The organism is Sphingomonas sp. J344 (assembly GCF_024700005.1).
Lineage (GTDB): Bacteria > Pseudomonadota > Alphaproteobacteria > Sphingomonadales > Sphingomonadaceae > Sphingomonas.
Genome location: NZ_JAJONB010000001.1, coordinates 924,126 through 944,534, shown reverse-complemented (window position 1 = coordinate 944,534; position 20,409 = coordinate 924,126). Strand labels below are relative to the sequence as shown.

General features: G+C 65.9%; 20 protein-coding genes, 1 tRNA gene and 2 pseudogenes. 12 read left to right on the top strand and 11 right to left on the bottom strand.

Going from position 1 to position 20,409, the window contains the following annotated elements:
* Positions 1–103: 103 nt before the first annotated feature.
* The 3 genes from LRS12_RS04730 to LRS12_RS04720 form a co-directional block, all read right to left on the bottom strand.
* Positions 104–304 (bottom strand): DUF1289 domain-containing protein, encoded by a 201-nt coding sequence (locus tag LRS12_RS04730; RefSeq protein ID WP_257843558.1) that lies wholly within the window; start codon positions 302–304, stop codon positions 104–106.
* Positions 301–1,728: a DEAD/DEAH box helicase gene (locus LRS12_RS04725; RefSeq protein WP_257843557.1), complete on the bottom strand. Its 1,428-nt coding sequence runs from the start codon at positions 1,726–1,728 to the stop codon at positions 301–303. The genes LRS12_RS04730 and LRS12_RS04725 overlap by 4 nt, the downstream gene beginning before the upstream one ends.
* Positions 1,729–1,817: 89 nt before the next feature.
* Positions 1,818–2,303 carry a hypothetical protein gene (locus LRS12_RS04720; RefSeq protein WP_257843556.1) on the bottom strand — a complete coding sequence of 162 codons (486 nt, stop codon included), beginning with the start codon at positions 2,301–2,303 and terminating at the stop codon, positions 1,818–1,820.
* 81 nt (positions 2,304–2,384) lie between these two features.
* Here LRS12_RS04720 and LRS12_RS04715 point away from each other — a divergent pair.
* Positions 2,385–3,846, top strand: a pseudogene (locus LRS12_RS04715) (FAD-binding oxidoreductase).
* A 30-nt stretch (positions 3,847–3,876) separates the two neighbouring features.
* Positions 3,877–4,659: a SapC family protein gene (locus LRS12_RS04710; RefSeq protein ID WP_257843555.1), complete on the top strand. Its 783-nt coding sequence runs from the start codon at positions 3,877–3,879 to the stop codon at positions 4,657–4,659.
* Positions 4,660–5,019: 360 nt separating this feature from the next.
* Here the strand turns inward: LRS12_RS04710 and LRS12_RS20250 are convergent, their stop codons facing one another.
* Positions 5,020–5,325: an N-formylglutamate amidohydrolase gene (locus LRS12_RS20250; protein WP_374580328.1), complete on the bottom strand. Its 306-nt coding sequence runs from the start codon at positions 5,323–5,325 to the stop codon at positions 5,020–5,022.
* Positions 5,322–5,864 (bottom strand): N-formylglutamate amidohydrolase, encoded by a 543-nt coding sequence (locus LRS12_RS20245; RefSeq protein WP_374580326.1) that lies wholly within the window; start codon positions 5,862–5,864, stop codon positions 5,322–5,324. Before LRS12_RS20245 ends, LRS12_RS20250 begins: the two co-directional genes overlap by 4 nt.
* Positions 5,865–5,978: 114 nt before the next feature.
* Here LRS12_RS20245 and cpdR point away from each other — a divergent pair, with 114 nt between their 5' ends.
* The 5 genes from cpdR (at position 5,979) to LRS12_RS04680 (ending at position 8,466) form a co-directional block, all read left to right on the top strand.
* A complete protein-coding gene (gene cpdR / locus LRS12_RS04700) occupies positions 5,979–6,356 on the top strand; it encodes a cell cycle two-component system response regulator CpdR (protein ID WP_257843554.1) in 378 nt (125 codons plus the stop codon).
* 79 nt (positions 6,357–6,435) lie between these two features.
* Positions 6,436–6,510: transfer RNA gene (locus LRS12_RS04695), tRNA-Val, on the top strand.
* A gap of 136 nt (positions 6,511–6,646) precedes the next feature.
* On the top strand, positions 6,647–6,817 hold the full coding sequence (locus tag LRS12_RS04690) for a hypothetical protein (protein ID WP_257843553.1): 171 nt from the start codon (positions 6,647–6,649) through the stop codon (positions 6,815–6,817).
* 91 nt (positions 6,818–6,908) lie between these two features.
* On the top strand, positions 6,909–7,883 hold the full coding sequence (locus LRS12_RS04685) for a diacylglycerol kinase family protein (RefSeq protein ID WP_257843552.1): 975 nt from the start codon (positions 6,909–6,911) through the stop codon (positions 7,881–7,883).
* Complete coding sequence (locus LRS12_RS04680; protein WP_257845429.1) at positions 7,765–8,466, top strand: metallophosphoesterase; 702 nt, start codon at positions 7,765–7,767, stop codon at positions 8,464–8,466. The genes LRS12_RS04685 and LRS12_RS04680 overlap by 119 nt, the downstream gene beginning before the upstream one ends.
* Before the next feature lie 50 nt (positions 8,467–8,516).
* Here the strand turns inward: LRS12_RS04680 and LRS12_RS04675 are convergent, their stop codons facing one another.
* The 6 genes from LRS12_RS04675 to LRS12_RS04650 all read right to left on the bottom strand — a co-directional run bounded on the left by LRS12_RS04675 (position 8,517) and on the right by LRS12_RS04650 (position 15,537).
* Positions 8,517–12,020: an autotransporter domain-containing protein gene (locus LRS12_RS04675; RefSeq protein ID WP_257843550.1), complete on the bottom strand. Its 3,504-nt coding sequence runs from the start codon at positions 12,018–12,020 to the stop codon at positions 8,517–8,519.
* A 209-nt stretch (positions 12,021–12,229) separates the two neighbouring features.
* Entirely contained in the window at positions 12,230–12,751 is a 522-nt protein-coding gene (rpsI, locus tag LRS12_RS04670) for a 30S ribosomal protein S9 (RefSeq protein ID WP_257843549.1), read from the bottom strand.
* Complete coding sequence (gene rplM / locus LRS12_RS04665; RefSeq protein WP_257843548.1) at positions 12,751–13,230, bottom strand: 50S ribosomal protein L13; 480 nt, start codon at positions 13,228–13,230, stop codon at positions 12,751–12,753. Before rplM ends, rpsI begins: the two co-directional genes overlap by 1 nt.
* Positions 13,231–13,370: 140 nt before the next feature.
* Positions 13,371–14,189 carry a hypothetical protein gene (locus LRS12_RS04660; protein WP_257843546.1) on the bottom strand — a complete coding sequence of 273 codons (819 nt, stop codon included), beginning with the start codon at positions 14,187–14,189 and terminating at the stop codon, positions 13,371–13,373.
* A complete protein-coding gene (gene cutA / locus LRS12_RS04655; protein ID WP_257843545.1) occupies positions 14,186–14,500 on the bottom strand; it encodes a divalent-cation tolerance protein CutA in 315 nt (104 codons plus the stop codon). The genes LRS12_RS04660 and cutA overlap by 4 nt, the downstream gene beginning before the upstream one ends.
* Positions 14,497–15,537: a COX15/CtaA family protein gene (locus LRS12_RS04650; RefSeq protein ID WP_257843544.1), complete on the bottom strand. Its 1,041-nt coding sequence runs from the start codon at positions 15,535–15,537 to the stop codon at positions 14,497–14,499. Before LRS12_RS04650 ends, cutA begins: the two co-directional genes overlap by 4 nt.
* 92 nt (positions 15,538–15,629) lie before the next feature.
* Here LRS12_RS04650 and LRS12_RS04645 point away from each other — a divergent pair, with 92 nt between their 5' ends.
* The 5 genes and pseudogenes from LRS12_RS04645 to dxs all read left to right on the top strand — a co-directional run bounded on the left by LRS12_RS04645 (position 15,630) and on the right by dxs (position 20,099).
* Complete coding sequence (locus LRS12_RS04645; protein WP_257843543.1) at positions 15,630–16,013, top strand: MerC domain-containing protein; 384 nt, start codon at positions 15,630–15,632, stop codon at positions 16,011–16,013.
* A gap of 44 nt (positions 16,014–16,057) precedes the next feature.
* Positions 16,058–16,516 carry a Fur family transcriptional regulator gene (locus tag LRS12_RS04640; protein ID WP_257843542.1) on the top strand — a complete coding sequence of 153 codons (459 nt, stop codon included), beginning with the start codon at positions 16,058–16,060 and terminating at the stop codon, positions 16,514–16,516.
* Between the two features lie 10 nt (positions 16,517–16,526).
* Positions 16,527–17,090 (top strand): nicotinamide riboside transporter PnuC, encoded by a 564-nt coding sequence (gene pnuC, locus LRS12_RS04635; RefSeq protein WP_257843541.1) that lies wholly within the window; start codon positions 16,527–16,529, stop codon positions 17,088–17,090.
* The gene (locus LRS12_RS04630; RefSeq protein WP_257843540.1) at positions 17,060–18,070 is read left to right on the top strand and encodes an AAA family ATPase; all 1,011 of its coding nucleotides are present in this window, start codon (positions 17,060–17,062) and stop codon (positions 18,068–18,070) included. The genes pnuC and LRS12_RS04630 overlap by 31 nt, the downstream gene beginning before the upstream one ends.
* A gap of 110 nt (positions 18,071–18,180) precedes the next feature.
* Positions 18,181–20,099: pseudogene (dxs, locus tag LRS12_RS04625) on the top strand (1-deoxy-D-xylulose-5-phosphate synthase).
* Positions 20,100–20,409 lie beyond the last annotated feature (310 nt).

The window sequence follows — 20,409 nt, the reverse complement described above, 5'->3', positions numbered from 1 at the left end:
TGGCCACAAGTGATTGTTTCCAATCCGAAATGACAGTCATTGCGGGTGCTGGCAACGAGCGTTGGGCCGATTGCGCAACCGACAGGTTGCGCGATCCAGCAGGTTACGAGGTGGCGATGCGCGCCAGGATTGCGCGGCGGCGATCGTCGCTGGCGGTGAACCATTCGGCGATCTCGTCGAGCGTGCGGTGGCAGCCCTCGCAGACATTGTCGGCGCGCATCCGGCATACGCCGATGCATGGGCTGGCGATGCCGGGGACCGGCGTGAAGGCGAGGAAATCGTCCTCGTCTTCCTGAGCTGTCACGCTGGAATCGTGAAATTCAGGAAATCGGGGATCGGGCCGTTCCAGCCGCCCTCGTCGGGACCATCATCGCGTCCCTCGTAGCGGCGATCGCGGTCGCGGCGAGGGCGCTCGTCGCGGCGGTCGCGGGGGCGGTCATCGCGCGGCCGCTCGTCGCGTGTCTTCTCCGCGGGGCGCGTTTCCTCGCGCGGTGCCTTGGCTTCACGGACTGGCTTGGGCTCGCGGACCTTGGTCTCGACGACCTCATCCTTCGCCGGTTTCGCCGCGCGGCCACGTGGCTTTTTCGCCGCTTCGGGCTCACCCTGGGGAAGCTCGCCGACTCGTTCGATCTTCTGACCCTGGAGCTTTTCGATATTCTCGATCGCCTCGGCGTCGGCGCTGGTCACCAGCGTATAGGCGGTGCCCGTCGCGCCCGCACGACCGGTGCGACCGATACGATGGACGTAATCGTCCGGGTGCCAAGGCGCGTCGAAGTTGAAGACGTGGCTGACGCCCTTGATGTCGAGTCCGCGCGCCGCGACGTCGGACGCGACCAGGATGTTGACGTCCCCTGCCTTGAACCGGTCCAGCTCGGCGATGCGTGAAGACTGGTCCATGTCGCCATGGATTTCGGCGGAGCGGAAGCCGTGCGACCGAAGGCTCTTGTTGAGCTCGCGTACCGTCGTCTTGCGGTTGCAGAAGATGATCGCCGTGCGGACATCCTCTGCACCCAGCAGGCGGCGCAGCAGGTCGCGCTTGGCGAACGCGCTCGACGGTGCGGGCACGATGCGCTGGGTGATATTGGTGTTGGTCGACGCGGGCCGGGCGACCTCGATCGTCTTGGGGTTCGACAGGAACTTGTCGGCCAGTTTCTTGATCGGCGGCGGCATCGTCGCCGAGAACAGCAAGGTCTGGCGATTGGTCGGCAGCTTCGAGCAGATCGTCTCGATATCGGGAATGAACCCCATGTCGAGCATCCGGTCGGCCTCGTCGATCACCAGCAAATTGCAGCCGTTGAGCATGATCTTGCCACGCTCGAACAGGTCCATCAGGCGACCCGGCGTCGCGATCAGGACGTCCACGCCCTTTTCCAGCGCCTTGACCTGGTCACCCATCTGCACGCCACCGATCAGCAGCGCCATCGAAAGCTTGTGGTTCTTGCCGTACTTCTCAAAATTCTCCGCCACCTGTGCGGCGAGTTCGCGCGTCGGTTCCAGGATCAGGCTGCGCGGCATGCGCGCGCGGCTGCGCCCCTCGGACAGGATGTCGATCATCGGAAGGACGAAGCTGGCCGTCTTGCCAGTGCCGGTCTGGGCGATGCCGATCAGGTCCCGCATCATCAGGACTGAAGGAATTGCCTGGGTCTGAATCGGAGTCGGATCGGTATAGCCCGCCGCCTCGACGGTCTTCAGCAATTCGTCAGAGAGGCCGAGATCGGCAAAGCTCATTCAGATGTCCGGGAAAATGGGGCGCGCCCCTGTAGCAAACTGACGCGGCCTCTCTGCGAAACCGCGCAAAAAGTCAAGGTAAACGCAGATCAGCGACCAGGGGTCAGCGTCCGGAACGACTTGATCCGGCATTCGCCCCCCGAACGCGAACGGAACACGTCGCGCTTGGCGCACACCTTTCCGTCCTTGTTGGGCTTCACATAGAAGCCCGTATAGAAGTCGAGCGCGGGGCATTCATTGCCCAGCTTCGCGCGCACGCGCCGCCCGCCGGCCAGGACTAGATCGACGCTGTCGGAGCGGATGATCGCCGCGCCGGACAACGAGTCGGCAGCAACGCAATCGTCGGCGCGCTGCTCGACCCAGGCAATCGGGGGAAGAGGGGCCGGGGCGGGAGTGGCAACGCGTCGGACCGGATCGGGGCGGGGCACGCGGATGACGATGTGCTGTTGTATCCGCACCTGAGCGAGGCGGGTCGGCGCGGCGCTCGAAGATGGCGACGGCGAAGGCTTGCCCTGACCCGGCGCGCCGGGGGGCAGCAGAAGTGCGGCAGACACGGACGCGATCAACAGCTTCACCATTCCATCATGCCCTATACGTGGCCGGGTTGAACAGTGGATGAATTGCCCCGCGCCGTTTCGTCATGGTAGCGCGCCCGGATGACAGAGCCTGTTCCAACCACCGCGCTCCACAGGTTCGCCGCTGCCGTCGCGGAGCGAATCGGGGCGGATCCGGTGATAACCGATGTCGACACCATCGCGCCGTGGCTGATTGATTGGCGCGGGCGCTATCAGGGCGCGTCGTCGCTGTTGCTTCAGCCGCGTACTACGACGGATGTCGCGGCGATCGTTCAACTCGCCGCTGCGCATCGCGTCCCGCTGGTGCCACAGGGAGGGAATACGTCGATGGTCGGCGGCGCGACTCCGCCCGAGGACGGATCGGCCGCGATCCTGTCGCTGCGGCGCATGAACGCGGTTCGGCGGATCGATGCCGATGCGGGTCTGGCGGTGGTTGAGGCGGGGGTGATCCTGTCGGACCTGCACGATGCCGCGCTGGCGCAGGGGCGGCGCTTTCCGCTGACCCTGGGCGCGAAGGGCAGCGCGACGATCGGTGGACTGGTCTCGACCAATGCCGGGGGGACCCAAGTGCTGCGCTTCGGCACGATGCGCGCCCTTGTGCTGGGAGTCGAAGCGGTGCTGCCCGATGGCAGCGTCCATGACGGGCTTGCGCCATTGAAGAAGGACAATCGCGGATATGACCTTACCCAGTTGCTGGTCGGTGCGGAGGGGACGCTGGGCGTGGTCACCGCCGCGACGCTGCGACTGGTCCCCGCAATTGCGGCGCGCGCGGTCGGCTGGGTTGGAGTAGATTCGCCGCACGCCGCGCTCGACCTGTTGCGGCTGTGCGAGGCGGCGACGGACCGGATCGAGAGCTTCGAAATCGTGCCCGCGCATTCGCTTGCGCTGGTCGTGGAGCATATTCCGGGGACGCGCGACCCGCTCAATGGGCCGCATCCCTGGCATGTGCTGATCGAGGCGGTGGCAAGCGATGCCGGGGCGGAGCCGCCCGCAATCCTGCTCGAACGGCTGCTCTCCGGAGGGCTGGAACGCGGTCTGATCCGCGACGCGACGATCGCCACGAGCGAGGCGCAGGCGGAGGCGCTGTGGAAGCTGCGCGATTCGATTTCGGAGGCCGAGCGTGCGAGCGGCCCGGCGCTGCAGCACGATATTTCGGTACCTGTGGCGGGAATGCCAGATTTCATGATCGACGGCGCGGCGGCGGTCGAGGCGGCGTTTCCGGGAACCAGCGCCGGGGCGTTCGGCCATCTGGGTGACGGCAATGTCCATTTCCACGTGCGCGCGCCGGTCGGGGCGGATCGCAACTGGGTCGCGGAAAATTCCGGACAGAATCAGCCCCTTCGTCCATGATCTTGTGGTCGCGGCGGGTGGCTCGATCTCCGCCGAACATGGCATCGGCCAGATGAAGCGCGACGAACTGGCGCGGCTGTCATCGCCCGCGCGGATGCATGCGCTCATCGCAATCAAGCGGGCGTTCGACCCGGACAATCTGTTCAATCCGGGGAAACTGGTTACGCTTGCGCCCGCGCGCGCCGACCAATAGACCGCGCACACCTAAATCCAGGAGAATTTCATGGCCAGCGCGCCGCAAGCACAGGGTCTTCCCGTTTTCTACAACGACCTCCTCCCGCTCTCGAGCGAGTTGCATGGCAATTTCCGCATCCGTCCCGCGACGACCGCGCCGTTCCTGGGCAAGCAGCACGCGGTGCCGCTGACCGTCGAGGAATTCCCGCTGGTTCAGCGCCACATGCCGATCGTGTTCTCGGCGGGCGACGAGCCGGTGCCGCTGGCGCTGATGGGCCTGAACGAAGGGGTCAACGTCTTCTTCGACACCGACGGCAAGCCGCGCGGGACCGAGCCGATGTACATCCCGGCCTATATCCGCCGCTATCCGTTCCTGCTCGCGCGGTTGCGTCCCGAGTCGGAGGAGTTGTCGCTGTGCTTCGACCCGACCACCGACACGATCGGCGCGTTCGACGATGGCGATCCGCTGTTCGCGGACGGCAAGCCGACCGAACTGGTCCAGCAAGTCCTCAAGTTCAACGAAGAGTTCGAGATCGCGGGCCAGAAGACCGGCGCGTTCCTCAAGGAACTCAATGACATGGGCCTGCTGATGGATGGCGAAGTCGCGATCCAGCCGGAAGGCGCTGCACAGCCGTACATCTATCGCGGGTTCCGCATGGTCGATGAGGCGAAGCTCAACGACATGCGCGGCGACCAGCTGCGCAAGATTCAGCAGAACGGCATGCTGCCGCTGATCTATGCTCACCTCTTCTCGCTGGGCCTGGTCCGCGAGATTTTCGGTCGCCAGATGGCGCTCGGTGCGGTCGAGCCGCAGATCGCTCCGGCGGTCTGATCCTTTCCCTCCGGAGCCGCAGGCGCGGCTCCGGAGGCTGATTCTGCCGATTTCGGCTTGCAGATGGGTGATTTAGCCCATCCACCCCCTCCATTCATCGCATTTCGGATTGTGGCCTTGAAGCCACGGTCAAGCATAACTATACTGTTTTTAGCGCGGTTTCGTGTCCCCCCTTTCGCGGACCCGCGTGGCACGCCCTCGGGCGTGTCTCCTCCCTGAACCTAGGCCGCCCGGTGGCAACACCGGGCGGTTTTTTTATGGGCATGCTTTGTGTGTTCAGCCTGGCTGACGCGCGGCACCGGCCTGCGGCCTTCAGCCGATGCCTCACTTCACAGGAGCCTGGTGCCGCAATCCGGCAAGCTATTGCGCGGCGTTGGCCAGCGGCAATGCTTCGTCCGCGACGGCGTCGAGGATCGCGCGCAGTAGCGCCGCAGTTGCCTCCAGCCCCGGTCCCGGCTGGTCGCGGCGGCGATCGAGATAGAGGCTGCGGTCGAACTCCAGCTGGATCGCATGGATGTTTCTGGCCGGGTTGGCATGGCGCTCAAGCACATGGCCGCCGGCATAGGGGGTGTTGATCGCGCTGCGTACTCGCGCCGCATGTGCCACCGCCTCGATCCGCGCGACAAAGCGCGCGGCGCTGGAGCGACCGAAGCGGTCGCCGATCACCAGTCGCGCGGCACCGCTGGCAAGGGGGGCATCGAATGCACATCGATCAGTACCGCGACGCCGAATCGCGCCCGCGCCGCCGCAAGCGCATTGGCCAGCGCAGCATGATAGGGTCGGTGATCCTGCTCGATCCGTGCACGCACCTCCTCGGCAGCGAACCGGCGACGCCACAGGTCCGCGCCGCCCGCGCGCCGGGGAATCAGGCCAAGGCCGCTGCGCAGCTTGAGCGATTGCGCGGCGTCCGGCACAGGTTCGGCCCCCTCGTCGATTCGAGGATCGCGCTCATGCTCGGCGCGATTCAGGTCGATCCACGCACGCGGGCGGCTGGCGGAAAACATCGTCTCGATCCCGCGCGCCGCCAGCGCCAGCGTGTCTGCATGACGATCTTCAAGCGGCATCAGGTCGATCGCAGGAACCCTGAGCGCGGCGCGCAATGCGAGCGGATAATCGCGCCCGGCATGCGGGACCGAAAGGACAACCGGCGACGCGGGACGCTCGGGGCCGTGACGGTCGAAGGGGGGCGCGCGCTCACCTGTCAAATCTATGCCCGCATGGCCGGTGCGGCAACGCCCCGTATGGCTGGAATTTCTTAAGGGCTTCGCGCATAACATCGCGACGGGCAGACGCAGGCATCGGCCGCGGGCGAGGGGCGAATGATCAGGATTTTGTTGGCCGAGGACGACCAGGTGATGCGCGAGTATCTTGCGCGCGCGCTGGAAAAGTCCGGCTATTCGGTCACGGCGGTTGACCGTGGCACTGCCGCGCTCCCGCTGATCGAGGCGGAGCGGTTCGATCTGCTGCTCAGTGATATCGTGATGCCCGAGATGGATGGCATCGAGCTGGCCCAGCGTGCCGCCGAGATCGCGCCCGATATGCGCGTCATGTTCATCACCGGCTTTGCGGCAGTGACGCTGAAGGCGGGCAAGCAGGTGCCGCAGGCGCGGGTGCTGTCCAAGCCGTTCCACCTGCGCGATCTGGTGCTGGAGGTCGACCGGCTGTTCGAGTCCGAACAGATCCCCAGCCGGAATTGATGCCCAAGCGATTCCGGCGCTTGCATGGGGGACGACCCCCGCTAAAGCGCCGCTTCCCGAGATTCGCCGCCAGGCGAGTGGGCGTGTAGCTCAGTGGTAGAGCACTGTGTTGACATCGCAGGGGTCGCAAGTTCAATCCTTGCCACGCCCACCATATAGAGGCCCGCCAGCTCATTGAGTTGGTGGGCCTTTTCTGTTTCGGTGGGTCCGTTTTGCGACGAACGGGGGAGCGTTTCGGGGCATCCGATCGTTGTTCGGCCATGAGCGGGGGCAATCCGAGGAGAGTTGCCATGAACGAGCGTCAGCAGGACCAGACCCCAGGCGGTCAGCAGAACCAGCAGCGCAACCAGAATGTCGACCAGCAGCAGAATCAGCAGCGTCGCGAGCAGACCGATTCGCAGCGCGAACGCCGCCAGGACGAGATCGATGACGAGGGTGGCGCGACCGATCAGCAGCGCTGACCGGAATGTCCAATCATCGGAAGGGGTCGCTCGCGCGGCCCCTTTTTCGTGCGCGATACGAAACAATCGCACACTCATGCGTTGGCGGGACATGAAACGGCTGTGGTTCATCACCAATCCTCAATCCGGATCGGCGAGTCAGGAGAAATGCGAAGCACTGGAGGCAGTGTTCGAGGAGCGCGGGCTGGCGCTGGCCGGACGCACCGGCTTTCCACGCGACCCCATTCCCGACCGCGCCGCGCTCGATGCCGCCGATGTCGATACGGTCGTACTGTTTGCGGGGGACGGGACGATCAACACGGCGCTCTGCGCGCTGGCCGAATGGGACGGCGCCTTTCTGATCCTGCCCGGGGGCACGATGAACATGCTCGCGAAGATATTGCATGGCGATGCGCATCCAGCGGCTATCGTCCATGCCGCGCATCGCGGTGCGCAGCGGGTAGCGTTGCCCTATATCGAGGCCGGAGCCCATCGCGCCTTTGTCGGGCTGATCCTTGGCCCTGCCGCGCATTGGGGGCGGGCACGGGAGGCGGCGCGCGCGGGGCGAATCGCGCGGATGGCGGGTGCGGCGCGCAATGCCTGGCGCCGCACCTTCGGTCGGGGGCTGCGGGTGGACGGAGTTCCGGGAATGGCCGGTCGCTATCAGGCGATTTTCGCAGCCCCCGCCGACACCGGACTGCGAGTCGATGCGATCGACGCGCGCGACTGGGCGAGCATTGCCGAACTGGGCTGGAACTGGCTGACCGGCGACTGGGTCGCGGCACGCGCGGTCACCCAGCGGCAGGCGAAGCGCATCGCGCCGCTGAGCCGTCACCCCGTGCTTGCCTTGTTCGACGGGGAGCCGGTGACGCTGGATGGGGAACGCCTGTCGGTAGCGGCGTTACGCGACCGATATTCCTTGCGACGCTGGGGGATGCGGCATGACCCGGCTGTTCCATGTCAGCGACATCCATTTTGGCGCGGAGGATCGCGCGGCGCTCGACTGGTTCGCCGCAACGGTCGCCGCCGAGCGACCCGACGCGGTAATCGTCACCGGCGATCTGACGATGCGTGCGCGCCGACATGAATTCGCGGCGGCGCAGGCATGGCTGGAGGCGCTCGGGCGGCCCGTGACTGTCGAGGTCGGAAATCACGATCTGCCCTATTTCAACCTGTGGGCACGGTTCGTCACCCCGTATCGCCGGTTCAAGGCGCTGGAACGCATGATCGAGCGCCCGCTCGACCTGCGCGGGGTGTCGATCGTCCCGCTCAAGACCACTGCGCGCGCGCAATTCCGGCTCAACTGGTCAAAGGGCCATGTCAGCGACCGCGCACTCAGGCGCACGCTGACGCATATCGCCGAGGTGCCCGCGAATCATCTGTTGCTGGTGGCCTGCCATCACCCGCTGATCGAAGCGGGGACGCGCAGCACGTCGCATACCCGCGGCGGACGCGCGGCGCTGGAGGCGCTGGCCGATGCGGGCGCGCACGGCGTGCTGACCGGCCATGTCCATGACCCCTTCGATATCACCCACCCGACTCCCGCCGGCCCGATGCGACTGATCGGCGCAGGGACGCTGTCGGAGCGGGTGCGTGACACTCGACCGTCGTTCAACGAACTCCATGTCGTCGACGGCATGCTGGAGACGCAGGTTCGCGAAATGTCGTGAAAAAGGCCGCCCCGGCGAGGGGCGGCCTTCTCATGCGGCAACGTGATCGATCAGAAGCGGAAGGTGATCGATCCGCGATAGCTCTGCGCCGACAGGTCGGAACGCGCGATCGTCGTGTCCGCGGACAGCGACAGGTCGACCGAACCGGTGCGGAAGGTGATGCCGCCCGACACTTCGCCCCAGTCCTTGTCCTGCCCGTTGAGCGCAAAGGCGACGTCGCCGTTGATCCCGCCGATCAGCGTCGCACCGACAATCGGCGAGCGGTTCTTGAACTCATGGACATAGGTGGCGGTGACGAACGGCCGCAGTCCGTCCGACTTGCCAGCGACGGTCAGGCCGGCACGACCCTGAAGGCTGTTATAGTCCGCACGATTGATGTCGAGTGCCATAGGGCCGCCCGATTCCTGTGCGCTGCCGAAGTCGATCCAGGTGCCCCGCGCCGCAACGCGCGGTGCGATCTCGATCGCATCGGTTCCGGCGTCGAAGCCCAGGCCGACCTCACCGCCCACGACCATTGCGCTGTCCTTGGCGCGCAGCGTGTAGTTGGTGCCCAGGAAGGCTGCGGTACGCTGCGTCGTGGTGCCCAGCGCACCAGCGGTTACCTGTCCGTCGATCGTCGCACCGCCGAATCGCTGCTTGGCATAGAGCGTACCCTGGAACGCTTCGCCGCGTGCGGTCTGCGCTCCGAACGATGCCGTGCCGTCGGTGTCGGTGTAAGTGAAGGCAAATCCGACCAGCCCGGTATCGTCGATCGCGACTTCGAGGCCCGCGCCGACATACCAGCCGTCATAATTGTCGCGGCCACCCATTCCGGTCATCGCGGCACCGTCACCCTTGAGATAGCCGCCCGAGATGAAGCCGCTCATCGTTTCGGGGAGCGCGCCCTCCTGAACCATCGGCGGCGGCATATCCGCGCGCACCGGGTTCGCGCCCATCGGCGACAAGCCGACCGCAGCGACCTGCACCGGGCTGCCATAATAGGCCATCGAGCCGCCCAGATTGGCCGGATCGAGCCCGGCCAGGCGGTTGCGGATGAAGGTTGACGTCGAGTCGGTCGATGCGATGCCGAGCGTCCGCGCGGTGGTTTCGGCCGCCGGTGCCCAGCCGCTGAGCGTGCTGATGATCGTTGCCGCGTTCTGCAGGTCGAGCGGACCGTAGAGCGCGTCATAATTGGCCGCCTGCCCGCGATTCGCATCGAGGATGCGCGCCCAGGCGAAGCCAACCGGGTTCGACGCCGGGACCACGCTGGCATAGCTGCCAGCAACGACGTTCAACGTCACCGCGCTCGACGAATAGGTCAGCGTCGGGCGCAGGATCGCGCTGAATGCGGCCGGCGCGTTGAAGGTGCCGGTGACACCGGCCGGTGCGGACAGGATCGTGTAGCTGTTGCCGCCCCGAAGCGTCGCCGCCGAGAAGCTGATCTGCAGATTGCCGCCGATATTGGCGATGCCGCCGCTGCCCAGGACAATCCGGTCCGATACGCCGTTCGCGCCCAGGTCGACCAGATATCCAGAGCCCGACGAGAGGACAAGGCCGCCATGGAAGGTCAGCGTACCCGTCGTCCCGATCGTGCCAGGTGCGATGCTGCCCATCACGCTGGTGGTGAACGGGGCCGTGACTGTTCCGCTGCCGGTCAGCAGGCCGGACAGCAGCAGATAATCGCCGACCGATGTCAGCTGGCCATTATTCTGGATCGTGCCGGTGAGCTGCTGGATCTCCATCAGGCTGGTCAGCCGTGCGCCGCTCGCGATGTTCAGCTGCGAGGTCGCGCCCGCGATCGAGAAGCGATCGACGACCACTGCCGAATTCAGCGTGATCACGCCGGTGTTGCGCAGCGTTACGTCGTAATAGCGGCCGATCTGCCCGGTGGTGCGGACGCCATCGACATTGTTCGGCACGAAATTGGTCGCGCCAGGCAGGCCGTTGGCGATGGTCGGCGCCGGGCGAACGGTATCGGTATAGCCGGGATCGGCGGCAGCGGTTTCAAGCCCCATCGTCAGGCCGTAGCTGCCGGTGACGTCGGCGATCGCCGGTGCGCTGGCGTCAGCAGGACCGTTCGGGACGTTGTTGCGCGGCGCGCCCGTGGCGATGTTCTCGCACTCGTTGACGGCGGGGTTGGCCGACGTGCTGGGCGACTGGAAGCAGAGTTCGCCGAACTGCGGGCCGTTGCCCGAATTGGCGGCACCGGTATGCGTCGGTACGCCATTCACCAGCTGGCCGCCGGAGATGATCTGATAATTGGGATCGATTTCGGTCACCCAGGCCGTGCCGTCCTCCCAGTTGCGGTTGCCCGCGAGCGCCGTGACGTAACGATACGGATTGTTGGCGACGATCCAGTCCCAATAGAGGAACAGCGGCTGATAGAAGCTCTGCGTGCCGTAGCTGCCGCCCGGCTGACCGGTGAAGAAGGTCGATCCGCCCGACAGCACGCCGATCACGACCTGCTTCGAGAAATGGCGGTCGAGGATCAGCGGGCCGCCCGAATCGCCGGGGCCGGTCAGGCCTTCGCGTGGCAACGCATTGTCGCGGAAACCGTTGAAGTCACGCGGATTGGCGGTCGCGGTGCCGCGCGCGGGATCGTCGAAATCGAGGAAATAGAGCTGCTGCGGCCGCGAGGGCGAGCCAGCGGTGCCGAACAGAAACTCGTTGCGGGTGTTGATCGAGACGAGGGCGCCCAGCATGTTCTCCGCCGCGCGGCGGCGGAAATTGCCACTGCTCGCCGCACCCGTGGTTCCGGTACCGAAGCTGCCATAGCCGGCGATGTTGACATGATAGCCGGTGCCGGTCGCCGGATCGATCGATCCGGGGGTGGGCAGCGGCGAGAACAGCAGCGCCCAGGTCGGCACGCCGGCAGCGGGGGTGTCGAGCACGGCGGTCGCGACATCGGCCTCAAGGAAGCAGGAGGTCGGGCTGGTGCACGAGGCCGCGTTCCGCGAGCGCGGATCGTAAAAGACCTGATTGATATTGTAGAAATGCTGCGCCGTGTTGCTCTGGAAACGGCCCGCCTGGGTGGCACCGGTGCCGAACAGCCAGCGCACGAGTTCGTCGGTCTGTCCAGCCGCATTGGCGCGGGTATTGGTCTCGAACCCGACGCCAATGCCGACGCCGCCCGTGTTCGCGCCATAGGCGGTGGCCGCGCGGGTGTTTACGCAATGCGCGGCAAAGATCACGGTGCGCGGATTGATCAGCGTCCCGGTGCACAGGCCGACACTGCCACCGCCGGCGTCGGTGACCATCTGGCCAATGCCGGTGATGTTGGTCGGGTCATAGGCCTGGACCGGGGTGAAGTTGTTGTTGATCGTGATCTGCGGCGTTTCCTCCGCTTCGTCCGGCGAGACGAAGCCGCCGTTCGTCAGCGGGGCGCCGGGAGCGTGGGCGACGTCGATCGCCGCATCCGGGCGACTGCTATGCGCGTCCAGCGACGAACCGGCCGAGTCGATTCGCGGCCCTGCGGCGGTGCCGTCATTGGCCAGCGCCGGCGTGGCGATCGCGCAAAGGCCGAATCCTGCGGCCGACAGCAGCAGCGAGGCGCGCGTGGTGCGAGCAAAGATCATGATTTCCCCCATAAAATGTCGCGGGCCTCGTCAAAGCACGCGGTCAGAGAGGAAGGCTATGCAGCTTTGTACGCGCGTCAAGAGACGATCGTATCGAGCGTCACGTTGCGTAGTTTTACGATGCGTTCGGGCAACACATTGGCGCACAACGAAAAAGGGCGGCCCGATGGGCCGCCCTTTCGCATTCCGAAGATCGGACTGTCGACCGATCAGCGCTTCGAGAACTGGAAGCTGCGGCGGGCCTTGGCCTTGCCGTACTTCTTGCGCTCGACGGCGCGGCTGTCGCGGGTCAGGAACCCGGCCGCCTTGACCGGCGCGCGCAGCACCGGCTCATACTTGGTCAGCGCCTGGGCGATGCCGTGCTTGACCGCACCGGCCTGGCCCGACAGCCCGCCGCCCTTGACGGTGCAGATCACGTCATACTGGCCGTCACGCTCGGCAACGCCGAACGGCTGGTTGATGACAAGACGCAGCGTCGGACGCGCGAAATAGACTTCCTGATCGCGACCGTTGATCGTGATCTTGCCCGAGCCCGGCTTCAGCCACACGCGGGCGACGGCGTCCTTGCGACGGCCGGTCGCATAGGCGCGGCCCAGCTTGTCGATTTCCTGCTGGCGCAGCGGGGTGGTCGAAACGACCGGGGTCGCAACGCCGGCTTCGGCGGCTTCGGAAACAGGTGCGCCGTCGGCGATCGCACCCAGATCGGAAAGGGACTGGCGATTGTCGGACATTATGCGCCCACCTTGTTCTTGCGGCTCATGCCGGCGATGTCGAGGACCTCGGGGTTCTGCGCCGCATGCGGATGCTCGGCGCCCTTGTAGATGCGCAGGTTGCGCATCTGCTGACGGCCCAGCGGGCCGCGCGGGATCATGCGCTCGACCGCCTTTTCCAGAACGCGCTCGGGGAAACGACCCTCCAGCACCTTCTGCGCGGTCACTTCCTTGATGCCGCCGGCATAGCCGGTGTGCTTGTAATAGACCTTGTCCGCCAGCTTCTTGCCGGTGAAACGCACCTTGTCCGCGTTGATCACGATGACATTGTCACCGCAATCGACATGCGGGGTGAAGCTCGTCTTGTGCTTGCCGCGCAGGACGTTGGCGATGACGACCGCAGCGCGACCGACGACCAGATTCTCGGCATCGACGATGTGCCACTTCTTTTCCACTTCGGCCGGCTTTACCGACTTGGTGGTCTTCATGAGCGCCTTCATGGGGCCAGACCTCTTGGATTGAAATGAATGACGCCGCCCCTTGCCAGACTGGCGCAGGACGGCGCGAACGGCGGCCAATTGACGAAATGGGAGTCGAAAGTCAAGCAAATGGCGGGATTGCTGACGGGTATTGGGATACCCTATTGCGCAAGTCGCGTGACCGTCAGCCGTTCGGAGCGCAGGTTGCCGTCCGGCCCGAGCGTCTCGACCAACTCCCGGCTCTCGACCACCAGCCCGGTTTCGGGATTGACCCGGCGTAGCGTTTCGAGGGTGATCGTGGCGCTCGCTTGCCCATCTGGCCCGGCGACCGCGATCGGACCGGTAGCGCTGACCGAGATTTCGACCCCGTCGGGGCGGGACCGCACGCTGCGCAGTCCATCCAGTTCGGCCCGGCCATAGACCGATGTCGCGGGCACGCGCACCGCGCGGGGTGGGGCGGGGGTCGCAGCCTCGACCACCAGCTCGGGCGCGATCAGCGGCGCGACGAGCGAGGCGAGCATCTTGCGTCGCGCCGCTTCGGGCTGGGCCTGCAGCGCCGCGACGATCGCGCGGACGCGGGCGGCGCGGCGTTGCGTGTCCGGGTCGTTGCCATCGGGGGCGAGCGCCGCCATCCCTTCGACCACGGCGCGCCAGGTCGCTTCGGCATCGTCGACGCCGGTCACGGTCCCTGTGCGGTCGAGGTGCAGGACGACGGTGCGTCCCGCCAGCCGCGTGAAGCCGCTGCGCAGCAGGCCGGCGGGATCGCTTTCTTCCTCGCCCGCCCCGGCATCCTCCAGAGTCACCGCCACGCGATAGCCGTCCGGTGCGGCGGTGAACCGAAGCGTGCGGCGGGCGACAAAACTGCGTGAGGTTGGCCCTTCGGTGCGCACTGTTTCGGTCGTCATGGTCAGCGCGCGGTCGAGCGGCGGCGCGAAGACCGGCGCGGCCTGGGCCAGGATCAGCAGTGCAGCGGCGATCACCGAGTTTCGGCCCGCACCCAATCGATCACCGAATTGCCCGCCGCGACCGGCCAGATCTCGATCACCGGCAGGTCATAGCTATGCTGTGCCGCGATCGCATCGGCCAGTTCGCGGGCGAGTTCTGGTGTGGTCTTGAACAGCGCGCGATGTTCCTCGCCCCGCTCGACCGCGCCCTGCCAGCGATAGATTGACGTACACGGGCCGAGCAGGTTGACACAGGCGGCGAGCCGCGCGGCGACCATCGCCTGACCGATCCGCTCCGCCTCTGCCGCGTCGGCAAAGGTTACGTGGATCAGCGCGACGTCGCTCATCCGCGATAGCCGCGCACGCGCCGCCCGGTGACGTGCATGCCCCACGCGGCGGCAATGACCAGCAATGCGCCGACAAACTGGTGCAGCACGCCCAAAGTGATATCGACCCCGGTCATCACCGTCGCGATGCCCAGCGCAATCTGGATACCGAAGGCGCTGTGGATCGCCACCGAAGCCGCGCGGCTTCCGGCCGAACGGACGCGGCGGGCGAGCAGGATCAGCGCGGCGACCGCGACCCAGGCCCACCAGCGATGGATCCAGTGGATCATCGCCGGGTCATTGATGATGGCGTCGAGGAACGGGCGCACGGCGAGCACTTCGGACGGGAAGAGCTTGCCGTTCATCAGCGGCCATTGATCGGTGACCAGCCCGGCGTTCAGCCCGGCGGTGAAGGCGCCGTAGAGCAATTGCACGAACAGGATCAGCGCGACGACGAAGCCAAACCCGTTCAATCGCGCCTGGCGATAGCCGGGGTCGCGCGCCAAAAGGCGCAGGTCGAGGATGGTCCAGGTGAGCGCGGCAAGGATGAACAGCGCCAGCAACAAGTGCGCGGCGAGGCGGAAATGGCTGACATCGGTGCGCTCGGCGAGACCGGAACTGACCATCCACCAGCCGATCACGCCCTGAAGTCCACCCAGTGCGAACAGGCCGACCAGTCGCCAGCCATAACCGCGCGGGATCGCCCGTTTCCACGCGAACCAGACCAGCGGCGCTGCAAAGGCAAGGCCGATCACGCGTCCGAGCAGCCGGTGGATATATTCCCAGAAATAGATGAACTTGAACGCCGCCAGGCTCATCCCCTGGTTGACCTGCTGATATTCGGGGATCTGCTTGTACTTCTCGAACTCGGCGAGCCACGCCGCTTCGGACAGCGGCGGCAATATGCCCGAAACCACCTTCCACTCGGTGATCGAGAGTCCCGATTCGGTCAGACGGGTGATGCCCCCGACCACAACGATCAGGACGATGAGCGCGGCGACGACCGTCAGCCAGTTGGCGATGGCGCGCGGGCGGATAGGATGGCGGAACTCTGACACCCGCGCAGGTCTATGCGCCGAAAACCGTAAAAGCCAGAGTCGCGCGCGGATGTTATGTTGTAACTTTGCCGCTCCCGTTCTATATCGCGCCCATGCACAACGTGCTCGCCCCGCGATTCTGGGAACAGGTCGACATGCGCTTCGATCGCTTTGCGATCGGGCTGTCGAGCCTGTGCCTGGCGCATTGCCTGGCGACGACGGTGTTTCTCGCGCTCGCGTCAGCCGCCGGATCGCTGATGCACCCGCTGATCCATGAGGTTGGGCTGGTGCTGGCGATCCTGTTCGGAATCATTGCGCTGGGTCGGGGCATTCTGAAGCATGGTTATATGATGCCCGCCGCGGTCGGTGCCTTCGGCCTTGGCATCATGGCCGGCGCGCTGACGTTGGAGCATGGCGGGCCGGAAATCGTGTGGACGGTGATCGGCGTCGCGATTCTGGCGCTGGGGCATGACCTGAACCGCCGGGCGACTTACTGAGTCCGGCGCTTGCCCGGCGCACCGCACGCGCCTACATTTCCCTCATGCACGCGCACGATCATCACGAACATCACGGGTCCGACCTGACCGTCGCCGCCCAGGCGACTCTGGAAAAGGCGGGCGAGCAGTGGACAGCGATGCGCGCGTCGATCTTCGAGGTGCTGGCCGGGTTCGACAAGCCTGCGTCCGCCTATGACATCGCCGAGGCGGTATCGAAGCGCGAAGGGCGGCGGGTCGCGGCGAACAGCGTCTATCGCATCCTCGACCTGTTCGTGACGTCGAACCTGGCGCGCCGGGTCGAAAGCGCCAACGCCTATGTCGCGAACGCGCATCCCGATTGTCTGCACGACTGCATCTTTCTGGTGTGCGACTCGTGCGGCAACACCACGCATCTCGACGATGATTCGATCACCCGCACCGTCCGTTCGGCGGCGAAGGGCGCTGGCTTCTCGCCCGTGCGCCCGGTGATCGAGGTGCGCGGCAAGTGCGCCGACTGCGACTGAAGCCACCAATTTGAACCCGGTCGAGCTTGCCGCGGCGGCGCTGGGGCTGGTCAATGTCGCGCTGGTGGCGCGGCGCAGCCTGTGGAACTACCCGTTCGGCATCGCGATGGTCGCGCTCTACTTCTTCGTGTTCGCCGATGCGAAGCTCTACAGCGACGCCCTGCTCCAGATCTTCTTCCTCGCCATCCAGCTCTATGGCTGGTGGAACTGGAGCCGTAGCGACCGGGTCGATCATGGCGTTGCGGTCGGGCGGCTGACCAATTCGGCGCGGATCGGCTGGATCGTCGGGACCGCGCTCGCAAGCATCGCATGGGGTGCCATGATGGCGCGCTTTACCGATGCCGTCGCGCCCTATCCCGATGCGGCCGTGGCGGGGATGAGCGTCGCGGCGCAGATCCTGCAATCGCAGCGCCGCGTCGAAAGCTGGCTGTTGTGGATCGCGGTCGATGTTGTCGCGGTCGGGCTGTTCTGGAGCCGGGGCTTGTATCCCACCGCGATTCTCTACGCGATCTTCCTCGGCATGGCGGTGTGGGGGCTGTTTGCGTGGCGCGCGAAACTGGGCGCGGCGCGGTGAAGCGCGGCTTCCTGCTCGGCAAGTTCATGCCGCCGCATGCCGGGCATCTGACGCTGGCGCGTGCCGCGCGCGCGATGTGCGACCGGCTGACGGTATTGGTCTGCTGGCTGCCCGACGATCCGATCCCCGGCGAAGCGCGGCTCGCCTGGATGCGTGAGCTGCTGCCCGATTGCAAGGTGATCGGGCATGGCGCGCCGGTGCCGCAGTCGCCCGACGAAAGCCTCGATTTCTGGCCGATCTGGCGCGACATCGTCCGCACGGTGCATCCCGAAGCGATCGACCTGCTCTTCGCGGGCGAGGACTATGGCAAGCGGCTAGCGGCGGAGGTCGGCGGCCTGTTCGTCCCGCTCGGCGGGCGGATCATGGCGGCGGACCCCGAAGGGATCGGCGGCCTGTCGGGCAGCGCGGTGCGCGCCGATCCCTGGGCGCATGCCGCCTTCCTCCCCGGCCCGGTGCGCGCGCATTACACCCGCACGGTGGTGCTGCACGGGGTCGAGAGCACCGGCAAATCGGTGCTGGCTGAGCGGCTGGCACGGCATTTCGGCAGCGTCTGGGTGCCCGAATATGGCCGCGCACAGGCCGAGGTGCATGGGATCGAGATGGACGCCGCCGACCTCACGATGATCGGGGAGGCGCAGAGCGCGACGATCGCGGCGTGGAAGCGCTGGGCGACGCGCTTCCTGTTCGCCGATACCGATGCGTTGATGACCACGGCCTGGGCGCGGATGATGCTGGGCAGCGCGCCCGCCGCCTTGCTCAACCATCCCCGCGCCGACCTCTATCTGTTGCTGGAACCGGACGTTGCCTGGGTCGATGACGGCACCCGCGTCTATGGTTCGGACACCAGCCGCGCGCGCTTTGCCGGACTGACCCGCGATGTGCTGGAGGAAGCTGGCGTGAACTGGGTGTCGATTCGCGGCACCTGGGACGCGCGCTTTGCCGCTGCCGTGGCTGCGGTCGAAACGCTCGCACGCGATTGACGCTGCGTCGGCGCCGCTTTCACGCACATCTCAGTTTTTGCTCATGACCGTGCGCGGTGCCCGGTGTCAGTTGTTGGACAGGGCCAACACGCTGGAGTAAATGCGGTCGAATGTCCGAACGTCCCACGACCCCGCTGCTCGACACCGTCGACTCCCCCACGATCTGCGCAAGCTCAAGTCCGTGCAATTGCGCCAGCTTGCTGACGAACTTCGCGCCGAAACGATCAGCGCGGTGGGCACCACCGGCGGGCATCTCGGTTCGGGGCTGGGCGTGGTCGAGCTGACCGTGGCGCTCCATTATGTGTTCAACACGCCTGACGACCGGCTGGTGTGGGACGTCGGCCACCAATGCTATCCGCACAAGATCCTGACCGGGCGGCGGGACCGCATCCGCACGTTGCGCATGGGCGGGGGGCTCAGTGGCTTCACCAAGCGCGCCGAGAGCGAGTACGACCCGTTCGGCGCGGCGCACAGCTCGACCTCGATCTCCGCCGCGCTCGGCTTTGCGGTCGCGAACAAGCTCGCCGGCACGCCGGGCAAGGGAATCGCGGTGATTGGCGATGGCGCGATGAGCGCGGGCATGGCCTATGAGGCGATGAACAATGCCGAACAGGCCGGAAACCGGCTGATCGTCATTCTCAACGATAACGACATGTCGATCGCACCGCCGGTCGGCGGGCTGTCGGCCTATCTGGCGCGGGTGGTGTCCAGCTCAGAATATCTCGGGCTGCGCAACCTTGCCAAGAAGATCACCGGCAAGATTTCGCGCCGCCTGACCAACGCGGCGTCAAAGGCCGAGGAATATGCGCGCGGCATGGCGACCGGCGGCACCTTGTTCGAGGAACTGGGCTTTTATTATGTCGGCCCGATCGACGGTCATAATCTCGATCACCTGATCCCGGTGCTGGAAAATGTCCGCGACGCCAAGGAAGGCCCGGTGCTGATCCATGTCGTGACCCAGAAGGGCAAGGGCTATGCGCCCGCCGAGGCGGCGGCGGACAAATATCATGGCGTCCAGAAGTTCGACGTCATCACCGGTGCCCAGGCCAAGGCACCCCCGGGGCCGCCCGCCTATCAGAATGTCTTCGGCGAAACGCTGGCGAAGCTCGCCGAGACCGATCCGAGGATTTGCGCGATCACCGCGGCGATGCCGTCGGGCACCGGCGTCGACAAATTCGCCAAGGCACACCCGGAACGTAGCTTCGATGTCGGAATCGCCGAACAGCACGCCGTCACCTTTGCCGCAGGGCTCGCGGCACAGGGCATGCGGCCCTTTTGCGCGATCTATTCCACTTTCCTCCAGCGCGCATACGATCAGGTCGTCCACGACGTCGCGATCCAGAACCTCCCCGTCCGCTTCGCGATCGACCGCGCCGGGCTGGTTGGTGCCGATGGCTGCACCCATGCGGGCAGCTTCGACGTTACCTATCTCGCCTCCTTGCCCAATTTCGTGGTGATGGCCGCCGCCGATGAAGCGGAACTGGCACATATGACGAAAACGGCGGTCGAACACGATTCCGGTCCGATTGCCGTGCGCTATCCGCGCGGCAACGGTGTCGGGGTCGAAATGCCCGCCGAGCCGCAGGTGCTGGAAATCGGCAAGGGCCGGATCGTGCGCGAAGGCAAGAAGGTCGCGATCCTGTCGCTCGGCACCCGGCTGGCCGAGGCGCTCAAGGCCGCCGATGCGCTGGAGGCCAAGGGGCTGTCGACCACCGTCGCCGATCTGCGCTTCGCCAAGCCGCTCGACGAGGCGCTGATCCGCCGCCTGCTTACCACGCACGAGGTCGCGGTGACGATCGAGGAGAATGCGGTTGGCGGGCTCGGCGCGCATGTGCTGACCATGGCGAGCGACGAGGGGTTGATCGACGCGGGATTGAAGCTGCGCACGATGCGGCTGCCCGACCGGTTCCAGGATCAGGACAAGCCCGAGCTGCAATATGACGAGGCGGGGCTGAATGCGCCGCACATTGTCGAGACGGTGCTGAAGGCGTTGCGCTGGAACGAGGCCGAGGTCGGCGCCACCGCCTGAACGTTCACGGTTTAGCGCCGCATGCGCCTCTTCGCGCAGTGATGACCCGCGCCTGCGGAAGATTACGGCGGCGCGGCGCAAGCAATCGTTAGCCCGCGCCGCTGCGTACTGGCCGATCGCACGAAAAACCGGCGAATTCGCGTGAGTCGCGGCGTTCGTTACTCAAAATGGTTCGGCCGTTCACCACGATATTCAGAGTTTATCTGCCTGTAGCGCTTCAAAGATTCCTGAACTTCGAAAACCGAAACCGCGCGCCCTTCCTATCATAGCCTCGACGCCTTCTCCGTAGTTCTGCGGTGGGCGGAAACAT